This window comes from Pseudomonas sp. EA_65y_Pfl2_P78, from assembly GCF_963970495.1.
Lineage (GTDB): Bacteria > Pseudomonadota > Gammaproteobacteria > Pseudomonadales > Pseudomonadaceae > Aquipseudomonas > Aquipseudomonas baetica_A.
Window position 1 is genome coordinate 97,923 of record NZ_CAXAON010000012.1, and the last position, 21,585, is coordinate 119,507.

25 protein-coding genes are annotated in these 21,585 nt (G+C 60.1%); 14 read left to right on the top strand and 11 right to left on the bottom strand.

Going from position 1 to position 21,585, the window contains the following annotated elements:
* Positions 1-52: 52 nt before the first annotated feature.
* From AACY02_RS12495 to AACY02_RS12505, 3 genes are all read right to left on the bottom strand, one after another.
* Positions 53-340: a PA4642 family protein gene (locus AACY02_RS12495; RefSeq protein WP_339432185.1), complete on the bottom strand. Its 288-nt coding sequence runs from the start codon at positions 338-340 to the stop codon at positions 53-55.
* Positions 341-403: 63 nt separating this feature from the next.
* Positions 404-883 (bottom strand): hypothetical protein, encoded by a 480-nt coding sequence (locus AACY02_RS12500; RefSeq protein WP_339432186.1) that lies wholly within the window; start codon positions 881-883, stop codon positions 404-406.
* Between the two features lie 181 nt (positions 884-1,064).
* Complete coding sequence (locus AACY02_RS12505; protein WP_339432187.1) at positions 1,065-1,622, bottom strand: hypoxanthine-guanine phosphoribosyltransferase; 558 nt, start codon at positions 1,620-1,622, stop codon at positions 1,065-1,067.
* 165 nt (positions 1,623-1,787) lie between these two features.
* Between AACY02_RS12505 and upp the strand changes: the two genes are divergently transcribed.
* On the top strand, positions 1,788-2,426 hold the full coding sequence (gene upp, locus AACY02_RS12510) for a uracil phosphoribosyltransferase (protein WP_007912842.1): 639 nt from the start codon (positions 1,788-1,790) through the stop codon (positions 2,424-2,426).
* Positions 2,427-2,428: 2 nt separating this feature from the next.
* Positions 2,429-3,703: a uracil-xanthine permease family protein gene (locus tag AACY02_RS12515; RefSeq protein ID WP_339432188.1), complete on the top strand. Its 1,275-nt coding sequence runs from the start codon at positions 2,429-2,431 to the stop codon at positions 3,701-3,703.
* 121 nt (positions 3,704-3,824) lie between these two features.
* Here AACY02_RS12515 and hemH read toward each other — a convergent pair whose 3' ends face one another.
* Together hemH and AACY02_RS12525 are read right to left on the bottom strand one after the other, a co-directional pair.
* Positions 3,825-4,850: a ferrochelatase gene (gene hemH / locus AACY02_RS12520; protein WP_339432189.1), complete on the bottom strand. Its 1,026-nt coding sequence runs from the start codon at positions 4,848-4,850 to the stop codon at positions 3,825-3,827.
* 13 nt (positions 4,851-4,863) lie between these two features.
* Positions 4,864-5,766 carry a TIGR01777 family oxidoreductase gene (locus tag AACY02_RS12525; RefSeq protein WP_339432190.1) on the bottom strand — a complete coding sequence of 301 codons (903 nt, stop codon included), beginning with the start codon at positions 5,764-5,766 and terminating at the stop codon, positions 4,864-4,866.
* A gap of 202 nt (positions 5,767-5,968) precedes the next feature.
* Between AACY02_RS12525 and AACY02_RS12530 the strand changes: the two genes are divergently transcribed.
* The 12 genes from AACY02_RS12530 to AACY02_RS12585 all read left to right on the top strand — a co-directional run bounded on the left by AACY02_RS12530 (position 5,969) and on the right by AACY02_RS12585 (position 15,996).
* Positions 5,969-6,955 carry an NAD(P)/FAD-dependent oxidoreductase gene (locus AACY02_RS12530; protein WP_339432191.1) on the top strand — a complete coding sequence of 329 codons (987 nt, stop codon included), beginning with the start codon at positions 5,969-5,971 and terminating at the stop codon, positions 6,953-6,955.
* Positions 6,952-7,167 carry a TIGR02450 family Trp-rich protein gene (locus tag AACY02_RS12535; RefSeq protein ID WP_339432192.1) on the top strand — a complete coding sequence of 72 codons (216 nt, stop codon included), beginning with the start codon at positions 6,952-6,954 and terminating at the stop codon, positions 7,165-7,167. The genes AACY02_RS12530 and AACY02_RS12535 overlap by 4 nt, the downstream gene beginning before the upstream one ends.
* A gap of 114 nt (positions 7,168-7,281) precedes the next feature.
* A complete protein-coding gene (locus AACY02_RS12540) occupies positions 7,282-8,244 on the top strand; it encodes a YbgA family protein (protein ID WP_339432193.1) in 963 nt (320 codons plus the stop codon).
* Entirely contained in the window at positions 8,244-9,185 is a 942-nt protein-coding gene (locus AACY02_RS12545) for a MerR family transcriptional regulator (RefSeq protein WP_339432194.1), read from the top strand. The genes AACY02_RS12540 and AACY02_RS12545 overlap by 1 nt, the downstream gene beginning before the upstream one ends.
* A gap of 20 nt (positions 9,186-9,205) precedes the next feature.
* Entirely contained in the window at positions 9,206-10,651 is a 1,446-nt protein-coding gene (gene phrB / locus AACY02_RS12550) for a deoxyribodipyrimidine photo-lyase (protein ID WP_339432218.1), read from the top strand.
* The gene (locus AACY02_RS12555) at positions 10,644-11,066 is read left to right on the top strand and encodes a nuclear transport factor 2 family protein (protein ID WP_339432195.1); all 423 of its coding nucleotides are present in this window, start codon (positions 10,644-10,646) and stop codon (positions 11,064-11,066) included. The genes phrB and AACY02_RS12555 overlap by 8 nt, the downstream gene beginning before the upstream one ends.
* Complete coding sequence (locus AACY02_RS12560; protein ID WP_339432196.1) at positions 11,063-11,845, top strand: SDR family NAD(P)-dependent oxidoreductase; 783 nt, start codon at positions 11,063-11,065, stop codon at positions 11,843-11,845. The genes AACY02_RS12555 and AACY02_RS12560 overlap by 4 nt, the downstream gene beginning before the upstream one ends.
* Positions 11,842-13,089: an NAD(P)/FAD-dependent oxidoreductase gene (locus AACY02_RS12565; RefSeq protein WP_339432197.1), complete on the top strand. Its 1,248-nt coding sequence runs from the start codon at positions 11,842-11,844 to the stop codon at positions 13,087-13,089. Before AACY02_RS12560 ends, AACY02_RS12565 begins: the two co-directional genes overlap by 4 nt.
* A complete protein-coding gene (locus AACY02_RS12570) occupies positions 13,086-13,901 on the top strand; it encodes a DUF1365 domain-containing protein (protein ID WP_221731559.1) in 816 nt (271 codons plus the stop codon). Before AACY02_RS12565 ends, AACY02_RS12570 begins: the two co-directional genes overlap by 4 nt.
* Positions 13,888-15,153, top strand: a complete 1,266-nt coding sequence (locus AACY02_RS12575; protein WP_339432198.1) for a cyclopropane-fatty-acyl-phospholipid synthase family protein — start codon at positions 13,888-13,890, stop codon at positions 15,151-15,153. The genes AACY02_RS12570 and AACY02_RS12575 overlap by 14 nt, the downstream gene beginning before the upstream one ends.
* Positions 15,146-15,637 (top strand): DUF2878 domain-containing protein, encoded by a 492-nt coding sequence (locus AACY02_RS12580; RefSeq protein ID WP_339432199.1) that lies wholly within the window; start codon positions 15,146-15,148, stop codon positions 15,635-15,637. Before AACY02_RS12575 ends, AACY02_RS12580 begins: the two co-directional genes overlap by 8 nt.
* 53 nt (positions 15,638-15,690) lie before the next feature.
* A complete protein-coding gene (locus tag AACY02_RS12585; protein WP_221731562.1) occupies positions 15,691-15,996 on the top strand; it encodes a YkgJ family cysteine cluster protein in 306 nt (101 codons plus the stop codon).
* A gap of 143 nt (positions 15,997-16,139) precedes the next feature.
* On the opposite strand, the gene AACY02_RS12590 is transcribed toward AACY02_RS12585, so the two are convergent.
* From AACY02_RS12590 to hemA, 6 genes are all read right to left on the bottom strand, one after another.
* Complete coding sequence (locus AACY02_RS12590) at positions 16,140-16,658, bottom strand: acyloxyacyl hydrolase (RefSeq protein ID WP_339432200.1); 519 nt, start codon at positions 16,656-16,658, stop codon at positions 16,140-16,142.
* A 111-nt stretch (positions 16,659-16,769) separates the two neighbouring features.
* Positions 16,770-17,561 (bottom strand): glutamate racemase, encoded by a 792-nt coding sequence (gene murI / locus AACY02_RS12595; protein ID WP_339432201.1) that lies wholly within the window; start codon positions 17,559-17,561, stop codon positions 16,770-16,772.
* Positions 17,554-18,309 carry a molybdopterin-synthase adenylyltransferase MoeB gene (locus tag AACY02_RS12600; RefSeq protein ID WP_339432202.1) on the bottom strand — a complete coding sequence of 252 codons (756 nt, stop codon included), beginning with the start codon at positions 18,307-18,309 and terminating at the stop codon, positions 17,554-17,556. Before AACY02_RS12600 ends, murI begins: the two co-directional genes overlap by 8 nt.
* Positions 18,303-19,133 (bottom strand): peptide chain release factor N(5)-glutamine methyltransferase, encoded by an 831-nt coding sequence (prmC, locus tag AACY02_RS12605; protein WP_339432203.1) that lies wholly within the window; start codon positions 19,131-19,133, stop codon positions 18,303-18,305. The genes AACY02_RS12600 and prmC overlap by 7 nt, the downstream gene beginning before the upstream one ends.
* Positions 19,134-20,216 (bottom strand): peptide chain release factor 1, encoded by a 1,083-nt coding sequence (prfA, locus tag AACY02_RS12610; protein ID WP_339432204.1) that lies wholly within the window; start codon positions 20,214-20,216, stop codon positions 19,134-19,136. It abuts the gene before it with no gap.
* Positions 20,213-21,499 carry a glutamyl-tRNA reductase gene (gene hemA / locus AACY02_RS12615; protein WP_339432205.1) on the bottom strand — a complete coding sequence of 429 codons (1,287 nt, stop codon included), beginning with the start codon at positions 21,497-21,499 and terminating at the stop codon, positions 20,213-20,215. Before hemA ends, prfA begins: the two co-directional genes overlap by 4 nt.
* Positions 21,500-21,585: the final 86 nt, after the last annotated feature.

Genomic DNA, 21,585 nt, shown 5'->3' on the forward strand with positions numbered 1-21,585 from the left:
AAAAACGCCCCGCACTCAGTGAGTGCGGGGCGTTTTTTTGTGCCTCAGGTTTTTAGCCCCGGGCTTTTTCGATCAATTCGATGTAGTCAGCAGCGTTGCGCTGATCCTTGATGTGGTCAACGAATGTCTGGCCCTGCTCATCCTTGCCATCCACGTCGTAACCCGCCGCGACAAAGAACGTCAGAAAGCGCTCGAAGTCATCGATGCGCAGGCCTCGGTACGCCTTGATCAATTTGTGCAGCGACGGCGAAGTGGCATCGATCGGTTCAAAATCGAGGAACAGCTTGATCTGCTCATCGCCAATCTCGTCACCAATCACTTGTTTCTTATCTTTACGCATTGCCGACTCCAGCTCGCAGACATGACACGGGGTCGGCAGTTTACCCCTGCCCCGCCGCCGGGCTCAACGCGATCGAACGGCCCCGGTGTGCAAATCGGCCCAGACATGGCCGTTGGCGTAGCTGAGGAACTGCACATACACGGTATCGTGGCGCAGCAAGTCGATCACCACGCGGTATTGCGACAACGGGTAAAACAGGGTGAGCGTCTTGCCCTTATCGTCGTAAACCGGTTTTTTCAGGCTTTTGCTTTCGCCATCAAAACTCACCAGCACCTGAGCGATCGTCGCGCCCTTGTTCAGGGGTTTGCCCTTGAGGCGAATCATCAGGGACGAGGTGACCGGAATCGGCTGCTGATTGGATGGGCGTTGCGCCCCCACGACCACCGAATAGTCGGTCACTTGCAGCAGTTGCTGCTGTTCGGGCGCGGCAGCGCGCAGGGTCAGGTCGTCCGGCGGCAGGAATTGACTGTGCATCGGCGCGGCGGCCAGAGGCAGGCTTAGGGTCAGCAACAGGGCGGCAAAGCTGCGGATCAAGAGGCTCATGACAGGCTCCGGGGGCGGGGCCGAGCACTCTAGCATGGGGTGTATGAAAATCGATCAGCGCACACCAAACAACTGTGGGAGCGGGCTTGCTCGCGAAAGCGGTGTGTCCCTTGTCAATGATATTGACTGACACGACGCCTTCGCGAGCAAGCCCGTTCCCGCCGTTAGATCAAGGCGTGGGTTACATGCCTTTGACGGCAAAGATCCCGTTGGCGTTGCGCCAGTAGCCTTTGTAGTCCATGCCGTAACCGAAGATGTAACGGTCGATGCACGGCAGGCCGACGAAATCGGCTTTCAGGTCAGGACGCGCTTTGCGGTCGTGATCCTTGTCGATCAGCACGGCGGTGTGCACTTTGCGCGCCCCAGCGTGTTTGCAGAAGTCGATGATCGCGCCCAGGGTGTGACCCTCGTCGAGGATGTCGTCGATGATCAGCACGTCGCGGTCGATGAACGAGACTTCCGGCTTGGCTTTCCAGAACAGGTCGCCGCCGCTGGTTTCGTTGCGATAGCGGGTGGCGTGCAGGTAGGACGCTTCCAGCGGGAAACTCAGATGAGTCAGCAGTTTGCCGGAGAAGATCAGGCCACCGTTCATCACGCAGAACACCACCGGATTGCTATCAGCCAGTTGTTCGTTGATTTGTGCACCGACGCGGGCGATGGCCGCCTCGACTTCAGACTCGGTGTACAGGCAGTCAGCCTCTCGCATGATTTGACGGATATGCTCGAGATCAGCGGACATGGTGCTCTCCAAGGGGTGGCGGAATCAGGAAAAGCGGGCAAAGGTACGCATCAAGCGAGGCCAGATCAAGCCTTTATGGACTAACGTACTCGATGTCCTATAGGACATCACCCTCGGATAGATTAATCTAGGCCGGTTTTTTTGCCCGCCGCCGGAGCCTTTCCCATGCCCATCCTTGAGATCCGCCATCCGCTGATCCGTCATAAACTCGGTCTTATGCGCCGCGCCGACATCAGCACCAAGAATTTCCGCGAGCTTGCTCAGGAAGTCGGCGCACTGTTGACCTACGAAGCTACAAAAGATTTGCCGCTGGAATCCTACGACATTGCCGGTTGGTGCGGCACGGTGTCGGTGGAGAAAATCGCTGGCAAGAAGATCACCGTGGTGCCGATCCTGCGCGCCGGCATCGGCATGCTTGAAGGCGTGCTGAGCCTGATCCCGGGCGCCAAGGTCAGCGCTGTGGGCGTTGCCCGCAACGAAGAAACCCTGCAAGCACACACCTATCTGGAAAAACTGGTTCCGGAAATCGACGAACGTTTGGCCATGATCATCGACCCGATGCTCGCCACCGGCAGTTCCATGGTCGCGACCATCGACCTGCTGAAGAAGGCCGGTTGCAAGGACATCCGCGCCATGGTGCTGGTGGCCGCGCCGGAAGGCATCGCCGCCGTAGAAAAGGCTCACCCGGACGTGACCATTTACACCGCGTCCATCGATGAACGCTTGAACGAACACGGTTACATCATCCCAGGGCTGGGCGATGCCGGTGACAAGATCTTCGGCACCAAGCAGAAGGACGCGTGACCATGCAGCAAGAGTTCAACGATCCGCTCTGGCGCACGGTGTTGTCCGGCGCGCAGATGCTGTTCGTGGCTTTCGGCGCCCTGGTGCTGATGCCGCTGATCACGGGCCTTGACCCGAACGTGGCACTGTTCACCGCAGGTCTTGGGACGATTCTGTTCCAGATCGTCACCGGGCGTCAGGTGCCGGTGTTCCTGGCGTCGAGCTTTGCGTTCATCACGCCGATCATTCTCGCCAAGGGCCAGTTCGGCCTCGCCGCGACCATGGGCGGCGTGATGGCGGCCGGTTTCGTCTACACCTTCCTGGGCCTGGCCGTGAAGATCAAAGGCACCGGGTTCATCGACCGTCTGCTGCCGCCGGTGGTGATTGGCCCGGTGATCATTTCGATCGGCCTGGCCATGGCGCCGATTGCCGCGAACATGGCAATGGGCAAGGCCGGCGACGGTTCCGAACTGATCCACTACCAGACCGCGATGATGATCTCGATGCCAGCGCTGCTGACCACGTTGATCGTGGCGGTGTTCGGCAAAGGCATCTTCCGCCTGGTGCCGATCATTTCCGGCGTACTGGTCGGTTTTGCCATGGCGTTCTATTTCGGCGTGGTCGATACCGCGAAGATTGCCGCTGCCCCTTGGTTTGCCATCCCGCACTTCACGGCGCCGGAGTTCAACTGGCAGGCAATTCTGTTCATCGTTCCGGTCGCGTTGGCGCCTGCGATTGAACACATCGGCGGCGTGATTGCGGTCGGCAGCGTGACCGGTCGCGACTATCTGAAGAAGCCGGGCCTGCACCGCACCCTGCTCGGTGATGGCATCGCCACTACCGCTGCGGGACTGTTCGGCGGCCCGCCGAATACCACCTACGCCGAAGTGACTGGCGCGGTGATGCTGACCAAGAACTACAACCCGAAAATCATGACCTGGGCGGCGATTTTCGCCATCAGCCTGGCGTTTGTCGGCAAGTTCGGCGCGCTGCTGCAGAGCATTCCTGTACCGGTGATGGGCGGGATTCTGTGCCTGTTGTTCGGTTCGATCGCGGCGGTGGGGATGAACACCCTGATCCGTCACAAGATCGACTTGGCCGAGGCGCGCAATCTGGTGATCGTTTCGGTGACGCTGGTGTTCGGGATTGGCGGCGTGCTGGTCGGCACGGGCACCGGGCCTGACGACTTCGGCCTCAAAGGCATTGCGCTATGCGCGGTGGTGGCGATTGCGCTGAACCTGATCCTGCCGGGCAATGACAGCTGGAAGCACAAGAAGGCGGATGAGCCGCTGGTCTGACGGCTGAAAATCTTTATTGCCTGAAGGACCGCTTTCGCGAGCGCTCCCACAGTGAATCTGCTGAGCACACAACATTTGTGGCAACACAGACCCTGTGGGAGCGAGCTTGCTCGCGAAGCTTTTAAAGCGCCAACGGCGCTCGTTCACACAGAGTGGCCAGCGCCTTCGCCCATTGCGGGTCGTCATTGAGGCACGGCACCAGCACCAGATCCTCTCCCCCGGCTTCGCAGAACTGCTCCTTGCCGCGATCACCAATCTCTTCCAGTGTCTCGATGCAGTCAGCGACAAACGCCGGGCACATCACCAGAATCTTCTTCACGCCGCTTTTCGCCAGCTCATCGAGCCGCGCCTCGGTATAGGGCTCGATCCACTTCGCTCGGCCCAGACGCGACTGAAACGACACCGACCATTTGCCATCCGTCAGCCCCATGCGCTCAGCGAACAACGCCGCCGTGCGCAGGCATTGCGCGCGATAACAGGTGGCCAAGACCTCAGGCGATGCGTTCTTGCAGCAATCTTCATTCTTGAAGCAATGATTGCCGGTCGGATCGAGTTTGGTCAGGTGCCGCTCGGGCAAGCCATGGAAGCTCAGCAGCAGGTGATCGTAGTCCTGCTGCAAGTGCGGCCTGGCGCTTTCGACCAGCGCTTCAATGTATTCCGGCTGATCGTAGAACGGTTGCAGCAACGAGAGCTGCACATTGAGATTTTTGCTGCCAATGACACGCTTCGCCTCTTCGATCACCGTGGTAGTGGTGCTGTCAGCGAACTGGGGATAAAGCGGCGCCAGTGTGATGCGTTTGTGCCCCGCCGCGACCAATCGCAACAGGCAGGTTTCAATCGACGGCTCGCCGTAACGCATCGCCAAATCAACCGGGCCACGGTTCCACTGTTGGGTCATCTGCTGCTGCAAACGACGACTGAGCACCACCAACGGCGAACCCTCCTCCCACCAGATCGAAGCATAGGCGTGGGCCGATTGCTCGGGGCGTTTGATCAGGATCAACGACACCAGCAAACGCCTTACCGGCCACGGCAGGTCAATCACGTACGGGTCCATCAAAAACTGATTGAGGTAGCTGCGCACATCGGCCACCGAGGTGGAGGCCGGGGAGCCCAGGTTGACCAGAAGCAAGGCGTGATCGGTCATGCAACGTCCTATTTCAGAGGCGGCTGGAGAGATCATCCAGGGCCGCGCGTAAATCCGTGAACTGGAAAGTGAAGCCCGCTTCCAGCAAGCGTGCCGGCGTGGCCCGTTGGCCGCCCAGCAACAACAAAGACATCTCGCCGAGGCCGACTTTGAGCGCCAGCGTCGGCATCGGCATGAACGCCGGGCGGTGCAGTACGCTGCCCAACGTCTTGGCAAATTCGCGATTGCGCACAGGGTTCGGCGCGCACGCATTATAAGGACCACTCGCCTGATCGCGGAGCAGAAGAAAATCAATCAAGGCGATTTGATCGTCGATATGAATCCACGGCATCCACTGCCGGCCATTGCCCAGCGGCCCGCCCAGCCCGAGCTTGAACGGCAGTAACAGCCGCGACAAAAAACCGCCCTCAGCCGACAGCACCAGACCGGTTCGCACAAGCACCACGCGAATGCCCTGAGACTCGGCACGCAGGGCCGTTTCTTCCCAGGCGATGCACAACTGACTGGCGAAATCGTCGATGACCGGCGGCGACTCTTCCGTCAGCTCACGTTCACCACCGTCGCCATACCAACCGATGGCGGACCCGGAGATCAGCAGCGACGGTTTCTGCGCCCGCGTTTCGAGCCATGCCAACAACGTTTCCGTCAGCGTGATACGGCTGCTCCACAGCAACGCTTTGCGTCGATGCGTCCAGAGTCGGTCGGCAATCGGTGCGCCAGCAAGATTGATGATGGCGTCGACAGTTTCTTCGCCGAGGTCCTCCAGGCGCGCAACTCCACGCACTTGGGCACCACAGGTTTTTGCGACCGTTTCCGGACGTCGACTCCACACCGTCAGACGATGGCCCTGCCCAGACCAATGTCGGCAGAGCTGACGCCCTATCAAACCAGTACCGCCGGTCAGCAATATATGCATGACATCTTCCTCGCGTGGCGTTTTACCCGGATCACTAGTCTATTTTTAGAAGCAGGGATCTTTTCTATCGGGCAGGCTCTATTGTTTAACCATAGGCCAAGCTGTCCGAACGAGAATGCTAGAAGTTATACCAAAAAACAAAATTGTACAGGTTTCATCAGCAGCGTAGTCTGTTCTGTACAGAAAGGTAAACGAGGCCCCTATGACTGTACCTATCGCAATCATCGGCACCGGCATCGCCGGGCTCTCGGCGGCCCAGGCTCTGACAGAGACCGGGTACACCGTCCAGTTGTTCGATAAAAGTCGCGGCAGCGGCGGACGCATGTCGAGCAAACGCAGCGACGCCGGTTCGCTGGACATGGGCGCGCAATACTTCACCGCCCGCGACCGGCGCTTCGTCACCGAGGTGCAGCGCTGGCAAAGCCAGGGCTGGGTCGCCGAGTGGACGCCGCAGCTCTACACCTATCAGGGCGGGCAACTCAACCTCTCCCCGGACGAGCAGACCCGTTGGGTTGGCGCGCCACGCATGAGCGCAATCACACGCGGCTTGCTCGATGGCATGGAAGTGCATTTCGCTTGCCGGATCACCGAGGTCTTCCGTGGCGAAGAACACTGGCATCTGCAAGACGCCGAAGGTTTCACCCACGGGCCTTTCAGTCATGTGGTGATTGCCACGCCCGCGCCGCAGGCCACCGCATTGCTGGCCGCCGCGCCGAAACTCGCCGGGGCCGCCGCCGGGGTGAAAATGGACCCCACCTGGGCCGTTGCCCTCGCCTTCGATACGCCGCTGGAGACCCCCATCGAAGGCTGCTTCGTGCAGGACAGCCCACTCGATTGGCTGGCGCGCAACCGCAGCAAGCCGGGGCGCGACAACACCCTCGACACTTGGGTGTTGCATGCCACAAGCGCGTGGAGCCGGCAGCACATCGACCTGTCCAAAGAGGCGGTCATTGAGCAACTGCACGGTGCTTTCGCCGAATTGCTGCACGGCGCGATGCCCGCCCCGACCTTCAGCCTCGCCCATCGCTGGCTCTATGCCCGCCCGGCGACCGGCCACGAATGGGGCACGCTGGCCGATGCCGATCTGGGCTTGTATGCCTGCGGCGACTGGTGCCTGTCGGGACGTGTCGAAGGTGCATGGCTCAGTGGTCAGGAGGCCGCGCGACGCTTGCACGAGCACCTGCAATGAACCGCATCAATCCGCGCAAATTGCTGCTGTCGAAATGGACAGCAGCCCAGCCGAAAAACCGCGAGAAGCATTTTCTGGTGACCGAACTGTTCTGCGATGAGGAAGGCACGGTGCTTGAGATTGAGTTGCAGGCCGTGCTGACCCAGCGCGCCGAGCGACTCGATTGGCAAATCCTGAAAGACCCGGCTGAATGGCATTTGGGCTGGAAGTGAGCTCCCCCCCCGCAAAAACCTATACAAATCATTTGACTTGTACACCCCACAATCTATGCTGAGGAAAAGTTGTACAGAGGCAAACCTCTGTACAGGTATAGATTCGAGGTGCTCATGTCCGAACCTTCTGCGCTTAAACCCAAAATCGCCATCAGCGCCTGCCTGCTGGGTGCCGAGGTGCGCTACAACGGTGGTCACAAGGAGTCGCGACTGTGCAGCCGCACGCTCTCGGAATATTTCGAGTTCGTCCCGCTGTGCCCGGAAGTCGCGATTGGCCTGGGCATTCCTCGCGAGCCGATTCGCCTGGTCGGCGACCCGGAGCATCCCGAAGCCATTGGCACCGTCAACCCCGCAATCAACGTCACCCAGCCACTGGCCGAGTACGGCCAGAAGATGGCCGCCGAACTGAATGACATCTGCGGCTACATCTTCATGCAGCAGTCACCGTCCTGCGGACTGGAACGGGTCAAGGTCTATCACGCCAACGGCGCCCCGGTGAACGGCGGCGGACGCGGCATCTATGCTCAAGCCTTCTGTGCACGGCACCCGGACTTGCCGGTGGAAGAAGCCGGCCGCCTGAACGATCCGGTGCTGCGCGAGAACTTCATTACCCGCGTGCTCGCCTACCGCGACTGGCAGCAGTTGCTTGCCCAAGGCCTGAGCCGCCGTGCCCTCACGGAATTCCATTCGCGCTACAAATATCAGCTGATGGCCCACAACCCTCTGCAATACAAGGCACTGGGGCAGTTGTTAGGCAACATGGCGCAGAGCGACCCTGCGCAACTGGGCCCACGCTACTTCAGCGAACTGATGGCGGCGCTTAAAAAATGCGCCACCCGTGGCACCCATAGCAACGTCCTGTTACACATCAGCGGGTATCTGAAACAGGCGATCAGCGCCGAAGACAAACAAGAGATGCAACATGTCATCGGCCAGTACCGCCTCGGCATCGTGCCGCTGGTCGTGCCGTTGACCCTGCTCAAGCATCACTTTCGCCTCCATCCGGACCCGTACATTGCGCAGCAGGTTTATCTGCAACCGCATCCGGAAAATCTCAGCTTGCGAAACGCCATCTAATGACTGAAAAAACCGATAGCAGCGCCCAGGAAGACTTGGGCGCGGACTTTAAAAAAGCCCTCGACGAAGGCTGGCTGCCGATCCGCGAAGTGGCGCGGCAAACCGGCGTCAACGCGATCACTCTGCGCGCATGGGAACGCCGTTATGGGCTGATCGTGCCGCAGCGCACACCCAAGGGGCATCGGCTGTATTCGGCCGAGCATGTGCAACGGATCCTGACCATCCTCACCTGGCTCAACCGCGGCGTTGCGGTCAGTCAGGTCAAGCCGTTGCTCGAGACCCCGCAAGCGTTCAGCGAAACGGTGGAAAACGACTGGCAACGATTGCGTCAGACACTGTTGATGGCCGTCACGCAACTCAATGAACGCAACCTCGACGACAGCGTCAATCAAGCCATGGCGCTGTATCCGCCGCGCACCCTGTGCGAACAATTGCTGATGCCGCTTCTGGCCGATCTTGAGCAACGCTGGCAGGGCCAGTTCGGTGCGCAGATGGAGCGCGTGTTCTTTTATTCATGGTTACGCAGCAAATTCGGCGCGCGCATCTACCATAACAACCGTCAGTTGCATTCAGCGCCGCTGCTGCTGATCAATCACTCCGACCTGCCACTGGAACCTCATCTGTGGCTATGCGCGTGGCTGATCAGCAGCAATGATTGTCCGGTGCAAGTCTTTGACTGGCCGTTGCCAGCCGGGGAACTGGCATTGGCGGTCGAACATCTGCAATCGCGTGGCGTACTGCTGTATTCCAGCAAAGCCATGCAACTCGCACAGTTGCCGAAACTTCTGGCGGGGGTCAGTGGCCCAAAAATAATTGTCGGACCAACGGTATGCATCCACCACGCCGAGTTGTCCGTAAGAACTTGCGAGATAGCTGATTTGTACCTGGCTGAAGATGCGCTTTCAGCGCACCAGGTGCTCATTCAGCGCGGGCTGATTTGATGAACCCAGTGAAGACCGACATGCAATTGATCTGGCTGCGCACTGACTTGCGCCAACATGACAACACCGCCCTTGCGGCCGCCGCAGCACGCGGCCCGACGGTCGCCGTGTACCTGTTGAGCCCCCGGCAATGGCAAGAACATGACGACGCGCCGTGCAAGGTCGATTTCTGGCTACGCAATCTGCGCGAACTGAGCAAAAGCCTGGGCGAGCTGAACATTCCCTTGCTGATCCGCACCGCTGCGCACTGGGATCAGGCCCCAGCGCAGCTGCTCAAACTCTGCCAGCAACTGAAGATCGCCGCCGTTCACGTCAACGAAGAATACGGTGTTCATGAGAGCCGTCGCGATGCGGCGGTGGCCGACACGCTGAAAGGCGAAGGCGTCGAATTTCACCGCTATCTTGATCAACTGCTGTTCAAGCCCGGCACGGTACTGACCAAAACCGGCACTTATTTTCAGGTGTTCAGCCAGTTCCGCAAGGTCTGCTATGAACGCCTGCATCGCTCGATGCCGGCCCTGGTGAAAACCCCAGGCAAGCAAACCGCACTGGCGCTCGAGAGCGATCCGGTGCCTGACTGCGTCGACGGTTTCGCCGCCCCCGGCGAGTCCCTGCGCGCCCTGTGGCCGGCAGGGGAAGAGGAAGCTCAACGCCGCCTCGATACCTTCGCCGATGCGCAAATCGACTACTACAAAAGCGAAAGAGACTTCCCGGCCAAACCGGGCACCAGTCAGCTTTCTGCTTATCTTGCCGCCGGGGTGATATCGCCCCGCCAATGCCTGCACGCGGCCCTGCAGAGCAATCAGGGCGAATTCGAAAGCGGCAAGGTGGGCGCGGTCACCTGGATCAACGAACTGCTGTGGCGTGAGTTTTACAAACACATCCTGGTCGGCTATCCACGGGTATCGCGCCACCGCGCCTTCCGCCCGGAAACCGAGGCCTTGGCCTGGCGCCATGCACCGGATGATCTGGCGGCGTGGCAAGAAGCGCGCACCGGGCTGCCGATCATCGATGCGGCCATGCGCCAATTGCTCGAAACCGGCTGGATGCACAACCGTCTGCGCATGGTGGTGGCAATGTTCCTGACCAAAAACCTGCTGATCGACTGGCGTGAAGGCGAACGCTTTTTCATGCGCCACCTGATCGACGGCGATCTGGCGGCCAACAACGGTGGCTGGCAGTGGAGCTCATCGACCGGGACCGATTCGGCGCCGTACTTCCGCATTTTCAATCCGCTGAGCCAGTCGGAGAAATTCGACAGCGAAGGGCTGTTCATCAAGCACTGGCTGCCTGAACTGGCCGGGCTCAATAAAAAACAAGTGCACAACCCGGCCAGCGCCGGTGGGCTGTTCGGTGTCGCCGACTATCGCGCGCCAATCGTTAATCTCAGCGCGTCACGGGAGCGCGCGTTGGCCGCCTTCAAGAACCTGCCTGCCCGCCAAGCGGCCGGAGGCGATCATGAGTGAATTGCTGCGCAGCTTCGCCCGGCAATTTTGCGAGTTGGATAAAGACAACTTGCAACGCTTGGGCGAGCTGTACAGCGATGACATTCACTTCACCGACCCGTTGCACGACGTGCAGGGGTTGACGCAACTGCGCAGCTACTTTGCCCAGATGTACGCCAACGTCAGCGAACTGCGCTTCGACTTCTACGGTTTCGACCAGATCAGTGACGGTGAAGGCTACCTGCGCTGGGTCATGAGTTATCGCCACCCACGGCTGGCCAGTGGCCGGGAAATACGCGTCAGCGGCTGCTCGCATTTGCTTTGGCGCGACAAGGTTTATCGCCACCGGGATTATTTCGATGCCGGGGCGCTGCTGTACGAACATTTGCCCGTATTGGGCCGAGTAATTACTTGGTTGAAAAGGAGAATGGGATGACTCGTACACCTCCACGGCGCTATTGGTTGACCGGTGCCAGCAGTGGTATCGGCGCGGCACTGGCTGAGGAAATTCTGAAATCCGGTGCGCACCTGGCGGTCAGTTCACGTCAGGTCGCCCCGCTCAAGGCCTTGTCGCAACGTTATCCGGGACAAGTGCTGGTGGTGCCGGGCGATTTGACCAACAGCCAGACCGTGCGCGAAATCGGTGAGCACATCACTCAGGACTGGGGATCGCTCGATAGCGTGATTCTCAATGCCGGGACGTGCGAGTACGTCGATGCCCGCCAGTTCGACGCTTCGATCGTCGAGCATGTGGTGCGCACCAATCTGCTCGCCAGCAGCTATTGCATCGAAGCCGCCCTGCCCTTGCTGCGTAAAGGCACGGCACCGCATCTGGTCGGGGTCGCCAGTTCCGTGACCTATCTGCCGCTGCCTCGGGCCGAAGCCTATGGTGCGTCGAAGGCCGGGCTGCGTTACCTGTTCGAATCGTTGCGCATTGACCTGGCGGATGAAGGCATTGAAGTCACGGTGGTCAGCCCCGGCTTTGTCGAGACACCGCTGACCGCCAAGAATGATTTTCCGATGCCTCTGAGCTGGCCTGTGGATAAAGCCGCACGACACATCTACGCCAAACTCAAGGACCGGCCACTGGAAATCGCCTTTCCCGCGCTGTTCATGGCCGCCCTGTGGCCGTTGTCGAAATTGCCCGCCCGAGCGCAACTCGCCATTGGCAAACGCATGGTGCGACGCAATCCACCGCTGCAGGAACCAACGTGAAAATTGCCATCATCGGCAGCGGGATCTCCGGGCTTACCTGCGCCTACCTGCTCAATCGCCGACACGACATCACGGTGTTCGAAGCCAGCGACTGGGTCGGTGGCCACACGCACACCGTAGAGGTGACCGTCGACGGTCGCTCCTACGCGGTGGACACCGGCTTCATCGTATTCAACGACTGGACGTACCCCCACTTCATTCGCTTGCTGGGCGAGCTCGGCGTGAGCTTCAAAGCGACCGAAATGAGCTTCTCCGTGACCGATCCGGACACGGGGCTGGAATACAACGGCAACAACCTCAACAGCCTGTTCGCCCAGCGCCGCAATCTGCTGTCGCCGGGATTCTGGGGCATGCTGCGCGACATTCTGCGCTTCAACAAAGAAGCGCAACGCGACCTCGCAGAACAGCGGATCGCTGCCGACACCACGCTGGACGACTACCTCAAGGCTGGCGGCTACGGCGAGCGTTTCATCCTGCATTACATCGTGCCGATGGGGGCCGCGATCTGGTCGATGCCGATGGCGCAGATGCTCAATTTTCCGCTGCAGTTTTTTGTCCGTTTCTTCAAGAACCATGGGCTGTTATCGATCAGTAATCGTCCGCAATGGCGGGTCATCGAGGGCGGCTCCAGCGCCTATGTCGCGCCACTGACCGCTTCGTTCAAAGAGAACATCCGCCTCAACTGCCCGGTGACCCGTGTTGATCGCAACGAACATGGCGTGGTTATCCACAGCCCGGCAGGCAGCGAACATTTCGACCAAGTGGTGTTTGCCTGTCACAGCGATCAGGCCTTGCAACTGCTCGCCAGCCCCAGCGATGCCGAACGCGCAATCCTCGGCGCCCTGCCCTACGCCGACAATGAAGTGGTGTTGCACACCGACACGCGTCTGCTGCCCGCTCGCAAACTGGCGTGGGCGAGCTGGAACTATCGGCTTGGCGGATCCGGCCACACTCAGGCGGCGGTCACTTATGACATGAACATCCTGCAAGGCATCCAGAGCGACACCACGTTTTGCGTCAGCCTCAACCAGAGCGCGGGCATCAGCCCATTCAAAGTGCTCGCCAAATACACCTACGCCCACCCGCAATTCAGCCTCGCGGCAGTGGCGGCGCAGAATCGCTGGGCAGAACTGGACGGCGCACAACACACACATTATTGCGGCGCCTACTGGGCCAACGGTTTCCATGAAGACGGTGTGGTCAGCGCATTGCGCGTGGCTGCTTCGTTCGGGGAAACCTTATGAACAGCGCCCTGTACAGCGGCTGGATCGGTCATCGGCGCTTTTCGCCGCGCAAGCACGCGTTCCGTTACAAGATCGGCTTGCTCTATCTCGATCTGAGCGAACAGGACGCTGTACTGGCGCTGTCGCCACTGGCGGGGCGTAGCCGCTTCGCGCCATTCTCCTTTCGCGAAACCGACTATCTGAAGACCTTCACCGGGCGCGGCATTCGCCTGATCGATGCCGTGCGCCAGCAGGTCGCTGCCGCCATCGGCCATGAACCGCAAGGCTCGATCTGCCTGCTGACCCAGGCGCGCAGTTGGGGCTTGTCGTTCAACCCGGTGAGTTTCTTTTACTGCCACGAAGCCGACGGGCAACTGGCCGCGATTGTCTGCGAAGTGACCAACACCCCATGGCGCGAGCGTTATCACTACGTGCTGCCTGCGCGCACGCCGGCCAATCTGCAGGATTTTCACCAGCATTTCGCGGTGGCCAAGGCGTTCCATGTCTCGCCGTTTCTGCCGCGCGATCTTGAATACCGCATGAGCTTCAGCCCCGCCGCCAAAACCCTTGGCGTGCACATGGCCGACTGGCAGGGCGAACACAAGCTGTTCGACGCCACGCTCAATCTGCAACGCGAAACCCTCAACCGGCAAAGCCTGCATCGCTACCTGCGGCGCTTCCCGTGGATGACTGCAAAAACCGCGTTGGCGATTTACTGGCAAGCGTTGCGACTGCTGTTCAAACGCGCGCCCATCTTTGCTCATCAGGCTGCCGACGGCAGCTTTCAAACCGCCACTGTGCCTCCCAAGGAGCAACGCCATGAAATCCTCTAGCCCGTCGCTCAGTCGGCTCAGCACCCATGGTTTGACCGGATCGCTGTTGCGCCGTGGTGTATTACGCCAACTGGCTCAACTCAAACACGGGCAACTGCTGGTGATCGAGGATGGCGAACGCTTGATGTTCGGCGCGCCGGGCAGTGCCTTGCTCGGGGAAATCCACATTCAGGACCCGGCAGTCTGGGGCATGGTGGCCGGCAACGGCTCGATCGGTGCCGGCGAGGCGTTCATCCATGGTTACTGGCATTCGCCTGACCTGACCGCCGTGGTGCGGGTGTTCGTCAGCAACCTTGAGGTGCTCGACGCGATGGAGGGCGGTCTGGCCCGTCTCGGCCGCCCGCTGGTGCAAGGCCTGCACTGGCTCAACCGCAACACCCGCAAGGGCTCGCAGAAAAACATCGCCGCGCACTATGACCTGGGCAACGATCTGTTCGAGCAGTTTCTCGACCCGACCATGATGTATTCGGCGGCACAGTTCCTCACCCCCGAAGACAGTCTGGAACAGGCGCAACTGAACAAGCTCGAGCGGATCTGCCAGAAACTCGCACTTACGCCCAGCGATCACCTGCTGGAAATCGGCACCGGTTGGGGCAGCATGGCGCTCTACGCGGCACAAAACTATGGCTGCCGCGTGACCACCACAACCCTGTCCAAAGAGCAGTACGCGTTTACCGCACAGCGCATCGAACAACTGGGCTTGCAGGATCAGGTCACGCTGCTGCTCAAGGACTACCGCGACCTCACCGGCGAGTACGACAAACTGGTGTCGATCGAGATGATCGAAGCCGTCGGTCATCGCTTCCTGCCGACCTACTTCAAGCAATGTGCACACCTGCTCAAGCGCAATGGTCTGATGCTGATTCAAGCCATCACCATCCGCGAACAGCGCTACGAGCAAGCCAGGCGCGGCGTCGACTTCATCCAGCGCTACATCTTCCCCGGCGGCGCCCTGCCCTCTGTGCAGAAGATGCTTGAAGTGGTCAGCCGCGAAACCGACATGAACTTGCTGCACATGGAAGATTTCGGCCTGCACTACGCACGCACCCTGCGTCTGTGGCACGAAAACTTTCGCCGTGCACACGGCCGCTTGAGCGAATTGGGCTACGACGATTACTTCCTGCGGTTGTGGGAATTCTATCTGTGCTACTGCGAGGGCGGATTCCTGGAGCGCACCATCGGCACCGCGCAATTGCTGCTGGCCAAACCCGCTGCCATGCCCGCGCCACTGCTTGGCCGTTTCGATGCTTGAGCGGATCGCCAATGCCGTGTTGTTCCAGATCGGCTGGCTGGTCTGTGTGCTCGGCGGCAACAGTTTGTGGCTGCTGCTGGCGCTGGCGGTGCTGGTGATTCATCTGTGCTGGATCAGCAGTTGGGCGGCTGAGGGCCGTTTGGTACTCAGTGTGGTGCTGGTCGGTACGGCGGTGGACAGCGTTTTGCGTGGCCTAGGCGTGTTTGAGTTCCAGGATCAGTCACCATTGATTCCGCTGTGGCTGATGCTGCTCTGGGCCTTGCTCGCCACGACCCTACGTCACTGCCTTGCGTGGACTGCCCGGCCATGGTGGCTGGCCAGCGCACTGGGCGCCGTCGGCGGCGCATTGTCGTACTACGGCGGCGGACGACTGGCCGGGGTGCAATTTCCCTACGGCGAATTACCGACCCTGATCGGCATCGGCCTGCTTTGGGCACTGCTGTTTCCGTTGTTGCACACCATGGCGCGACGCCTGAACCACTGAGCGTCCGTCAGAGCTTTCACACACTCGACGAGCTCTGCCTTACACTGCCGGCCATGAAAAACATTCCCCACCAGCAAATCACCGAACCGGCGGTCACCTGTTCGACTTGCGCAGCGTGCTGCTGCCAGCTCGAAGTGATGCTGATCACCGACACCGGCGTGCCTGATCGCTTTATCGATACCGATGAGTGGGGCGGCGAAGTGATGCTGCGTCTGGACGACGGCTGGTGTGCGGCACTGGATCGCGACACGATGATGTGCACGATCTATGAGAAGCGTCCGCTGATTTGTCGCGAGTTCGAGATGGGCTCACCCGAGTGCATCGAAGAGCGCCAGGGTATCGCCACGGTATACCGCTGATCCCGAAAACACCCCAAAACCAAATGTGGGAGCGGGCTTGATCGCGAAAGCGGTGGGTCAATCAACTCACATGTCGACTGATACACCATATTCGCGAGCAAGCCCGCTCCCACAAGGTTTTCTGCAAACAGTTAAATCTGTGCTTACAGTGGCATCGTGTAATGCAGCGCGTAGCTTTCTACACCGTCGTTGTCACTGGCAAGACCGGCGTTGGAATAGTGCATCGCACGAATCCCGACTTCATGCCCACCGTTGAAACGCAGACCAAAACCCAGGCGGTCTTCGAACTGGAAGGCGCCGCCCAGATTGTTCGATTCGTACCGGGTATTGGAGAACACCGCCACGCCAATCCCGGCCTCGACATACGGTTTGACCGATTGCCCGGCAAACTCGTAAACGAACACCGGCGAGAACGACAGGCTGTTGTTGCTGGAGGTCTTGTCGCCTTCCCAATAGGTGTAGGCACCGCTCCAGTAGCCGGTCAGGCGACCGACGTCACTCTGCAGCCAGCTCTTGTCCCAATCGAAATTCATCCCCAGGCGATACGTCATGGTTGAGTCGCTGGTTGCCCCGACCCCGAACTCAACACCTGCTGCTTGTGCGGTAAAACTGTGCCCCATCAGTGCGGCCGCAATCGCGGCCAAACAGAATAGTCGCTTCACTTTGAAACTTCCTTTTCCGGAACGATCGTTTGGTTTTCTAGATAACTCACGCTATAGAAGGCGGCGGTTGATCAGAAGTTCAGCCGATTTTTTAGTTATTTCACACTTTTTTTACAATCCGAAGTGATGCACTTCACTTGCGGTTTGCCCCAGCAGCGGCAGGATGTTTTTGAAGTACTGCGGGTCGGCACTGGTCCAGAATCTGACCGACCGGTTCGGCCCTTCGGCGAGCAAATCGCGTTCGGCCAGAAGACGCTGAAGTTGCCGAGCCACGGCTGCACCCGTGTCGATCAGGCTGATGTTTTCGGGGAGCATCGACTTGAGCATCGTTTTAAGAAAGGGATAGTGCGTGCAGCCGAGAATAATGGTGTCGCAACCATTGGCCAGCAGCGGATCGACGTAGCTTTGCAGCAACTGGCGCAACGCGGCGCTGTGCAGATCGCCGCTCTCGATCAACTCGACCAGCCCCGGGCACGGCTGGGTGATCACCCGCACATCGGTGGCGAAGCGATCCAGCAGCGCTGCAAACTTGGCACTCTGCAAGGTGCCGGTGGTGGCGAGTACGCCGACCACACCGCTGCGGGTGGCAGCAGCGGCAGGCTTGACCGCTGGCTCCATGCCGACAATCGGCCAGTCGGGAAAATCCCGGCGCAGATCGGCCACAGCGGCCACCGTCGCGGTATTGCAGGCGACCACCAACGCCTTGGCGCCCTGCTCGCGGAAAAACCCGGCCATCACGCTACAGCGCTGGCGGATGAACGCAGGGGTTTTCTCGCCGTAAGGAATGTGCCCGCAATCGGCAAAGTACAGCAGCGACTCTCGGGGCAACAATCGCTGGATTTCGGCCAATACCGACAAGCCGCCGACACCGGAATCAAACACGCCGATCGGCGCTTCACGCATGGCGCGAACCACAGACGCTGCAACCCGGATCACGCTTGACCCGCAACTCGCGAAAGCGCGAGCCCAAGGCGTCGATCAACAGCAAGCGCCCCACCAGCGGTTCGCCGAACCCGACCAGCACCTTCAACGCTTCGAGTGCCTGAAGGCTGCCGACCAACCCCACCAGCGGCCCCACTACGCCAGCCTCGCTACACGTCAGTTCGGCTTCGCTACCGTGGCCGTACAGACAGTGGTAGCAAGGACTTTCGGCGCGACGCGGATCGAACACCGACAACTGCCCTTCAAGACGAATCGCTGCGCCGCTGACCAAGGGTTTGCCAGCGGCCACACACGCGGCGTTGACCGCTTCGCGCGTGGAAAAATTATCGGAACAGTCGAGGACCAGGTCCACCGCCGAAACGGCAGCGGCAAGAGAGTCCTCGTCCAGTGCCTGACGATGAGGCACCAGTAGAATCTCGGGGTTGATCGCGCCCAGACGCTTGAGCGCCGAGTCGACCTTGCTCATGCCGACGCTGTCGGTGTCGTGGATGATCTGGCGCTGCAGGTTGGTCAGATCGACCGTGTCGAAATCCGCCAAATGCAATTCGCCCACACCTGCTGCCGCCAGATACAAGGCAACCGGCGCACCGAGACCGCCGAGGCCGACGATCAGTACGCGACTGTCCTTGAGCTTCAACTGGCCATCGATGTCGATGTGTTGCAGCAGAATCTGTCGGCTGTAGCGCAGCAATTCCTGATCATTCAGCACGGCAGGCGCCCCAGGCTGATGCGTTGATGACCGCCCAGATCGGTGCGGCTGTGGACGTCTTCGAAACCGCGAGTGCTCAACAGATCGCGAACAGCCTCGGCTTGATCATAGCCGTGTTCGAGCATCAGCCAGCCGCCGGCCTGCAGGTGATCCGGCGCTTGGGCGACGATCAGACGCAAGTCGTCGAGCCCGTCCTCACCGGCCACCAGCGCACTGGCCGGTTCGAAGCGCACATCACCTTCGACCAGATGCGGGTCGGCGGACGCGATGTAGGGCGGATTGCTGATGATCAGATCAAAACGCTGACCTTGCAGAGCGCTGAACCAATGGCTGCTCAGCACCGTGGCATTGTTCAGGTGCAGACGCTGGCGATTGCGCTCCGCCAGGGCCACGGCTTCCAGAACACGGTCCACGGCAGTGACTTTCCACGCTGGGCGTTCGCTGGCCAAGGCCAACGCAATTGCGCCACTGCCAGTGCCGAGGTCGAGCACTTTAGCGGGCGTTGCGGGGAGCAACTCCAGCGCCGCTTCCACCAGCAATTCAGTGTCAGGACGCGGAATCAGTGTGTGCGGAGCGACTTCCAGATCGAGCTTCCAGAACCCCTGCTGACCCAGAATATAAGCCACCGGCTCACCGCTACGGCGGCGTTGCAAGTATTCGGCAAAGGTCAGCGCCGCGTCACTGGGCACGATGCGCTCGGGCCAGGTGTGCAGAAAACTGCGCGACTTGCCCAGCGCCGCCGCGAGGAGCAATTCGGCGTCCAGACGCGCGGTGGGCGAATCCGGCAGTTCGGCGGCACGCAACAGGCTGGCAATGATGGTCATTTATTCACCTATTGCCGCGAGTTGGTCGGCCTGGTATTCGGCCAGCAAAGGCTCGATCACGGCCTCAACGCCACCGGCGAGAATGTCATCCAGGGAGTACAGGGTCAGGTTGACGCGATGGTCGGTGACCCGGCCCTGAGCAAAGTTGTAGGTGCGAATCCGCTCGGAACGATCACCGGAACCGACGAGCAGTTTTCGCTCGCTGGCAATCGCATTGGCCGCTGCGGCGGTTTGCTGATCATTGAGTTTGGCTGCGAGCCACGCCATCGCCCGCGCACGGTTCTTGTGCTGGGAACGTTCTTCCTGACACTCGACGACAGTGCCGGTCGGTATGTGCGTGATGCGGATCGCCGAGTCGGTGGTGTTGACGTGCTGACCGCCGGCCCCGGAGGAGCGGTAAGTGTCGACGCGCAAATCCGCCGGGTTGATCTCGATGGCTTCGCGCTCGTCTGGCTCGGGCAACACCGCCACGGTGCAGGCCGAGGTGTGAATACGGCCCTGGGATTCGGTGGCCGGCACACGCTGTACGCGGTGCGCGCCGGACTCGAATTTCAGCTTGCCGTAAACGTTGTCGCCTTCGATGCGGGCGATGACTTCTTTATAGCCACCGTGTTCGCCTTCGTTTTCCGAAAGGATCTCCACACGCCAGCCGCGGCGTTCGGCGTAACGCGAGTACATGCGGAACAGGTCGCCGGAAAAAATCGCCGCCTCGTCGCCGCCGGTGCCGGCGCGAATTTCGAGGAAGACGTTGCGGCCGTCGTTGGGATCCTTGGGCAGCAGCATGCGCTGCAGATCGGATTCCAGGGTGATCAGCAATTCCTTGGCTTCGTGGACTTCTTCCACGGCCATTTCACGCATGTCCGGGTCGCTGTCCTTGAGCAGCGCCTGCGCGCCTTCAAGATCGCTTTGTACACTGAGCAGCTTTTTATAGCCTTGTACCACCGGCTCAAGTTCGGCGTATTCCTTGGAATAGGCACGAAATTTGGCTTGATCGGAAATGACTTCGCCGTCGCCGAGCAGCGCGGTCAGTTCCTCGAAACGGTCCTGGAGGATGTCCAGCTTATTGAGCAGTGACGCTTTCATTGCAGTTTTTTATCCGAAAAGCTATCCGGTGAGCCCTCGAGGGCAAAGAGTTCCTGGGCCATGGCCAGCGCATCGAGGCGGCCTTCGGCAGAAAGCTTTTTCAGTTGCACGCTCGGGGCATGCAACAGTTTATTGGTCAGGCCACGGGCCAGTTGCCCGAGCACGTCTTCAGCGTTACCGCCGTTGGCCAGCAGACGCAGGGCTTTTTGCAGCTCCTCGTCGCGCAGGCGTTCGCTCTGTTGACGATAGGCCTTGAGCACGTCGACCGCCGCCAGTTCGCGCAGGCGCACCATGAAATCGTCAGCGCCGACCGAGACCATTTCTTCCGCCGCCTGGGCTGCGCCCTGGCGACTTTTGAGGTTTTCGGCGACCACTTCGTGGAGGTCGTCGACGCTATAGAGGTAAACGTCGTCCAACTCGCCGACTTCCGGCTCGATATCCCGGGGAACGGCAATGTCGACCATGAAGATCGGTTTGTGCTTGCGCAGCTTCAGAGCACTCTCGACCGCGCCTTTGCCGAGGATCGGCAACTGACTGGCGGTCGAACTGATGACGATATCGCTGCGCACCAACTCCGCCGGAATATCCGACAGCAACACCGCGTGGGCGCCGAACTGTTCGGCCAGCAGACTCGCGCGCTCCAGGGTGCGGTTGGCAACGACGATGCGCTTGACCCCCAGCTCGTGCAAATGTCGGGCGACCAGGGTGATGGTCTCGCCAGCGCCGATCAGCAAGGCCTGGCTGCGTTGCAAATCACTGAAAATCTGTTTGGCCAGGCTGACGGCCGCAAATGCCACGGACACCGGGTTTTCACCGATTGCGGTGTCCGTGCGCACCTGTTTGGCGGCATTGAACGTGGCTTGAAAGAGTCGCCCCAGCAGCGGCCCGATAGTCCCGGCCTCGCGGGCCACGGCGTAGGCCGATTTCATCTGGCCGAGAATCTGTGGTTCGCCCAGCACCAACGAGTCGAGCCCGGAGGCGACACGCATCATGTGACGAACTGCCGCATCATCTTCATGCACATAAGCACTCGCACGCAGCTCATCGAGGCTTAAATGGTGATAGTCGGCCAGCCAGCGCAGCACGATATCCGCACAAAGCTGATCCTGTTCTATATAAAGCTCACTGCGATTGCAGGTGGAGAGGATCGCAGCTTCGCGGCTGTCGGTCAGTCGGCAGAGCTGCTGCAGGGCCTCAACCAGTTGCTCAGGGGTAAAGGCCACGCGCTCGCGGACGTCTACTGAAGCAGTCTTGTGGTTAATACCGAGTGCAAGGAAGGCCATTCAAGGTCGCTGATGGTGACGTGAAGCCGGCAATTGTCCACCTTCGAAAGATTCAGAACAACTACCGCTGACTATTGTCCCAATTG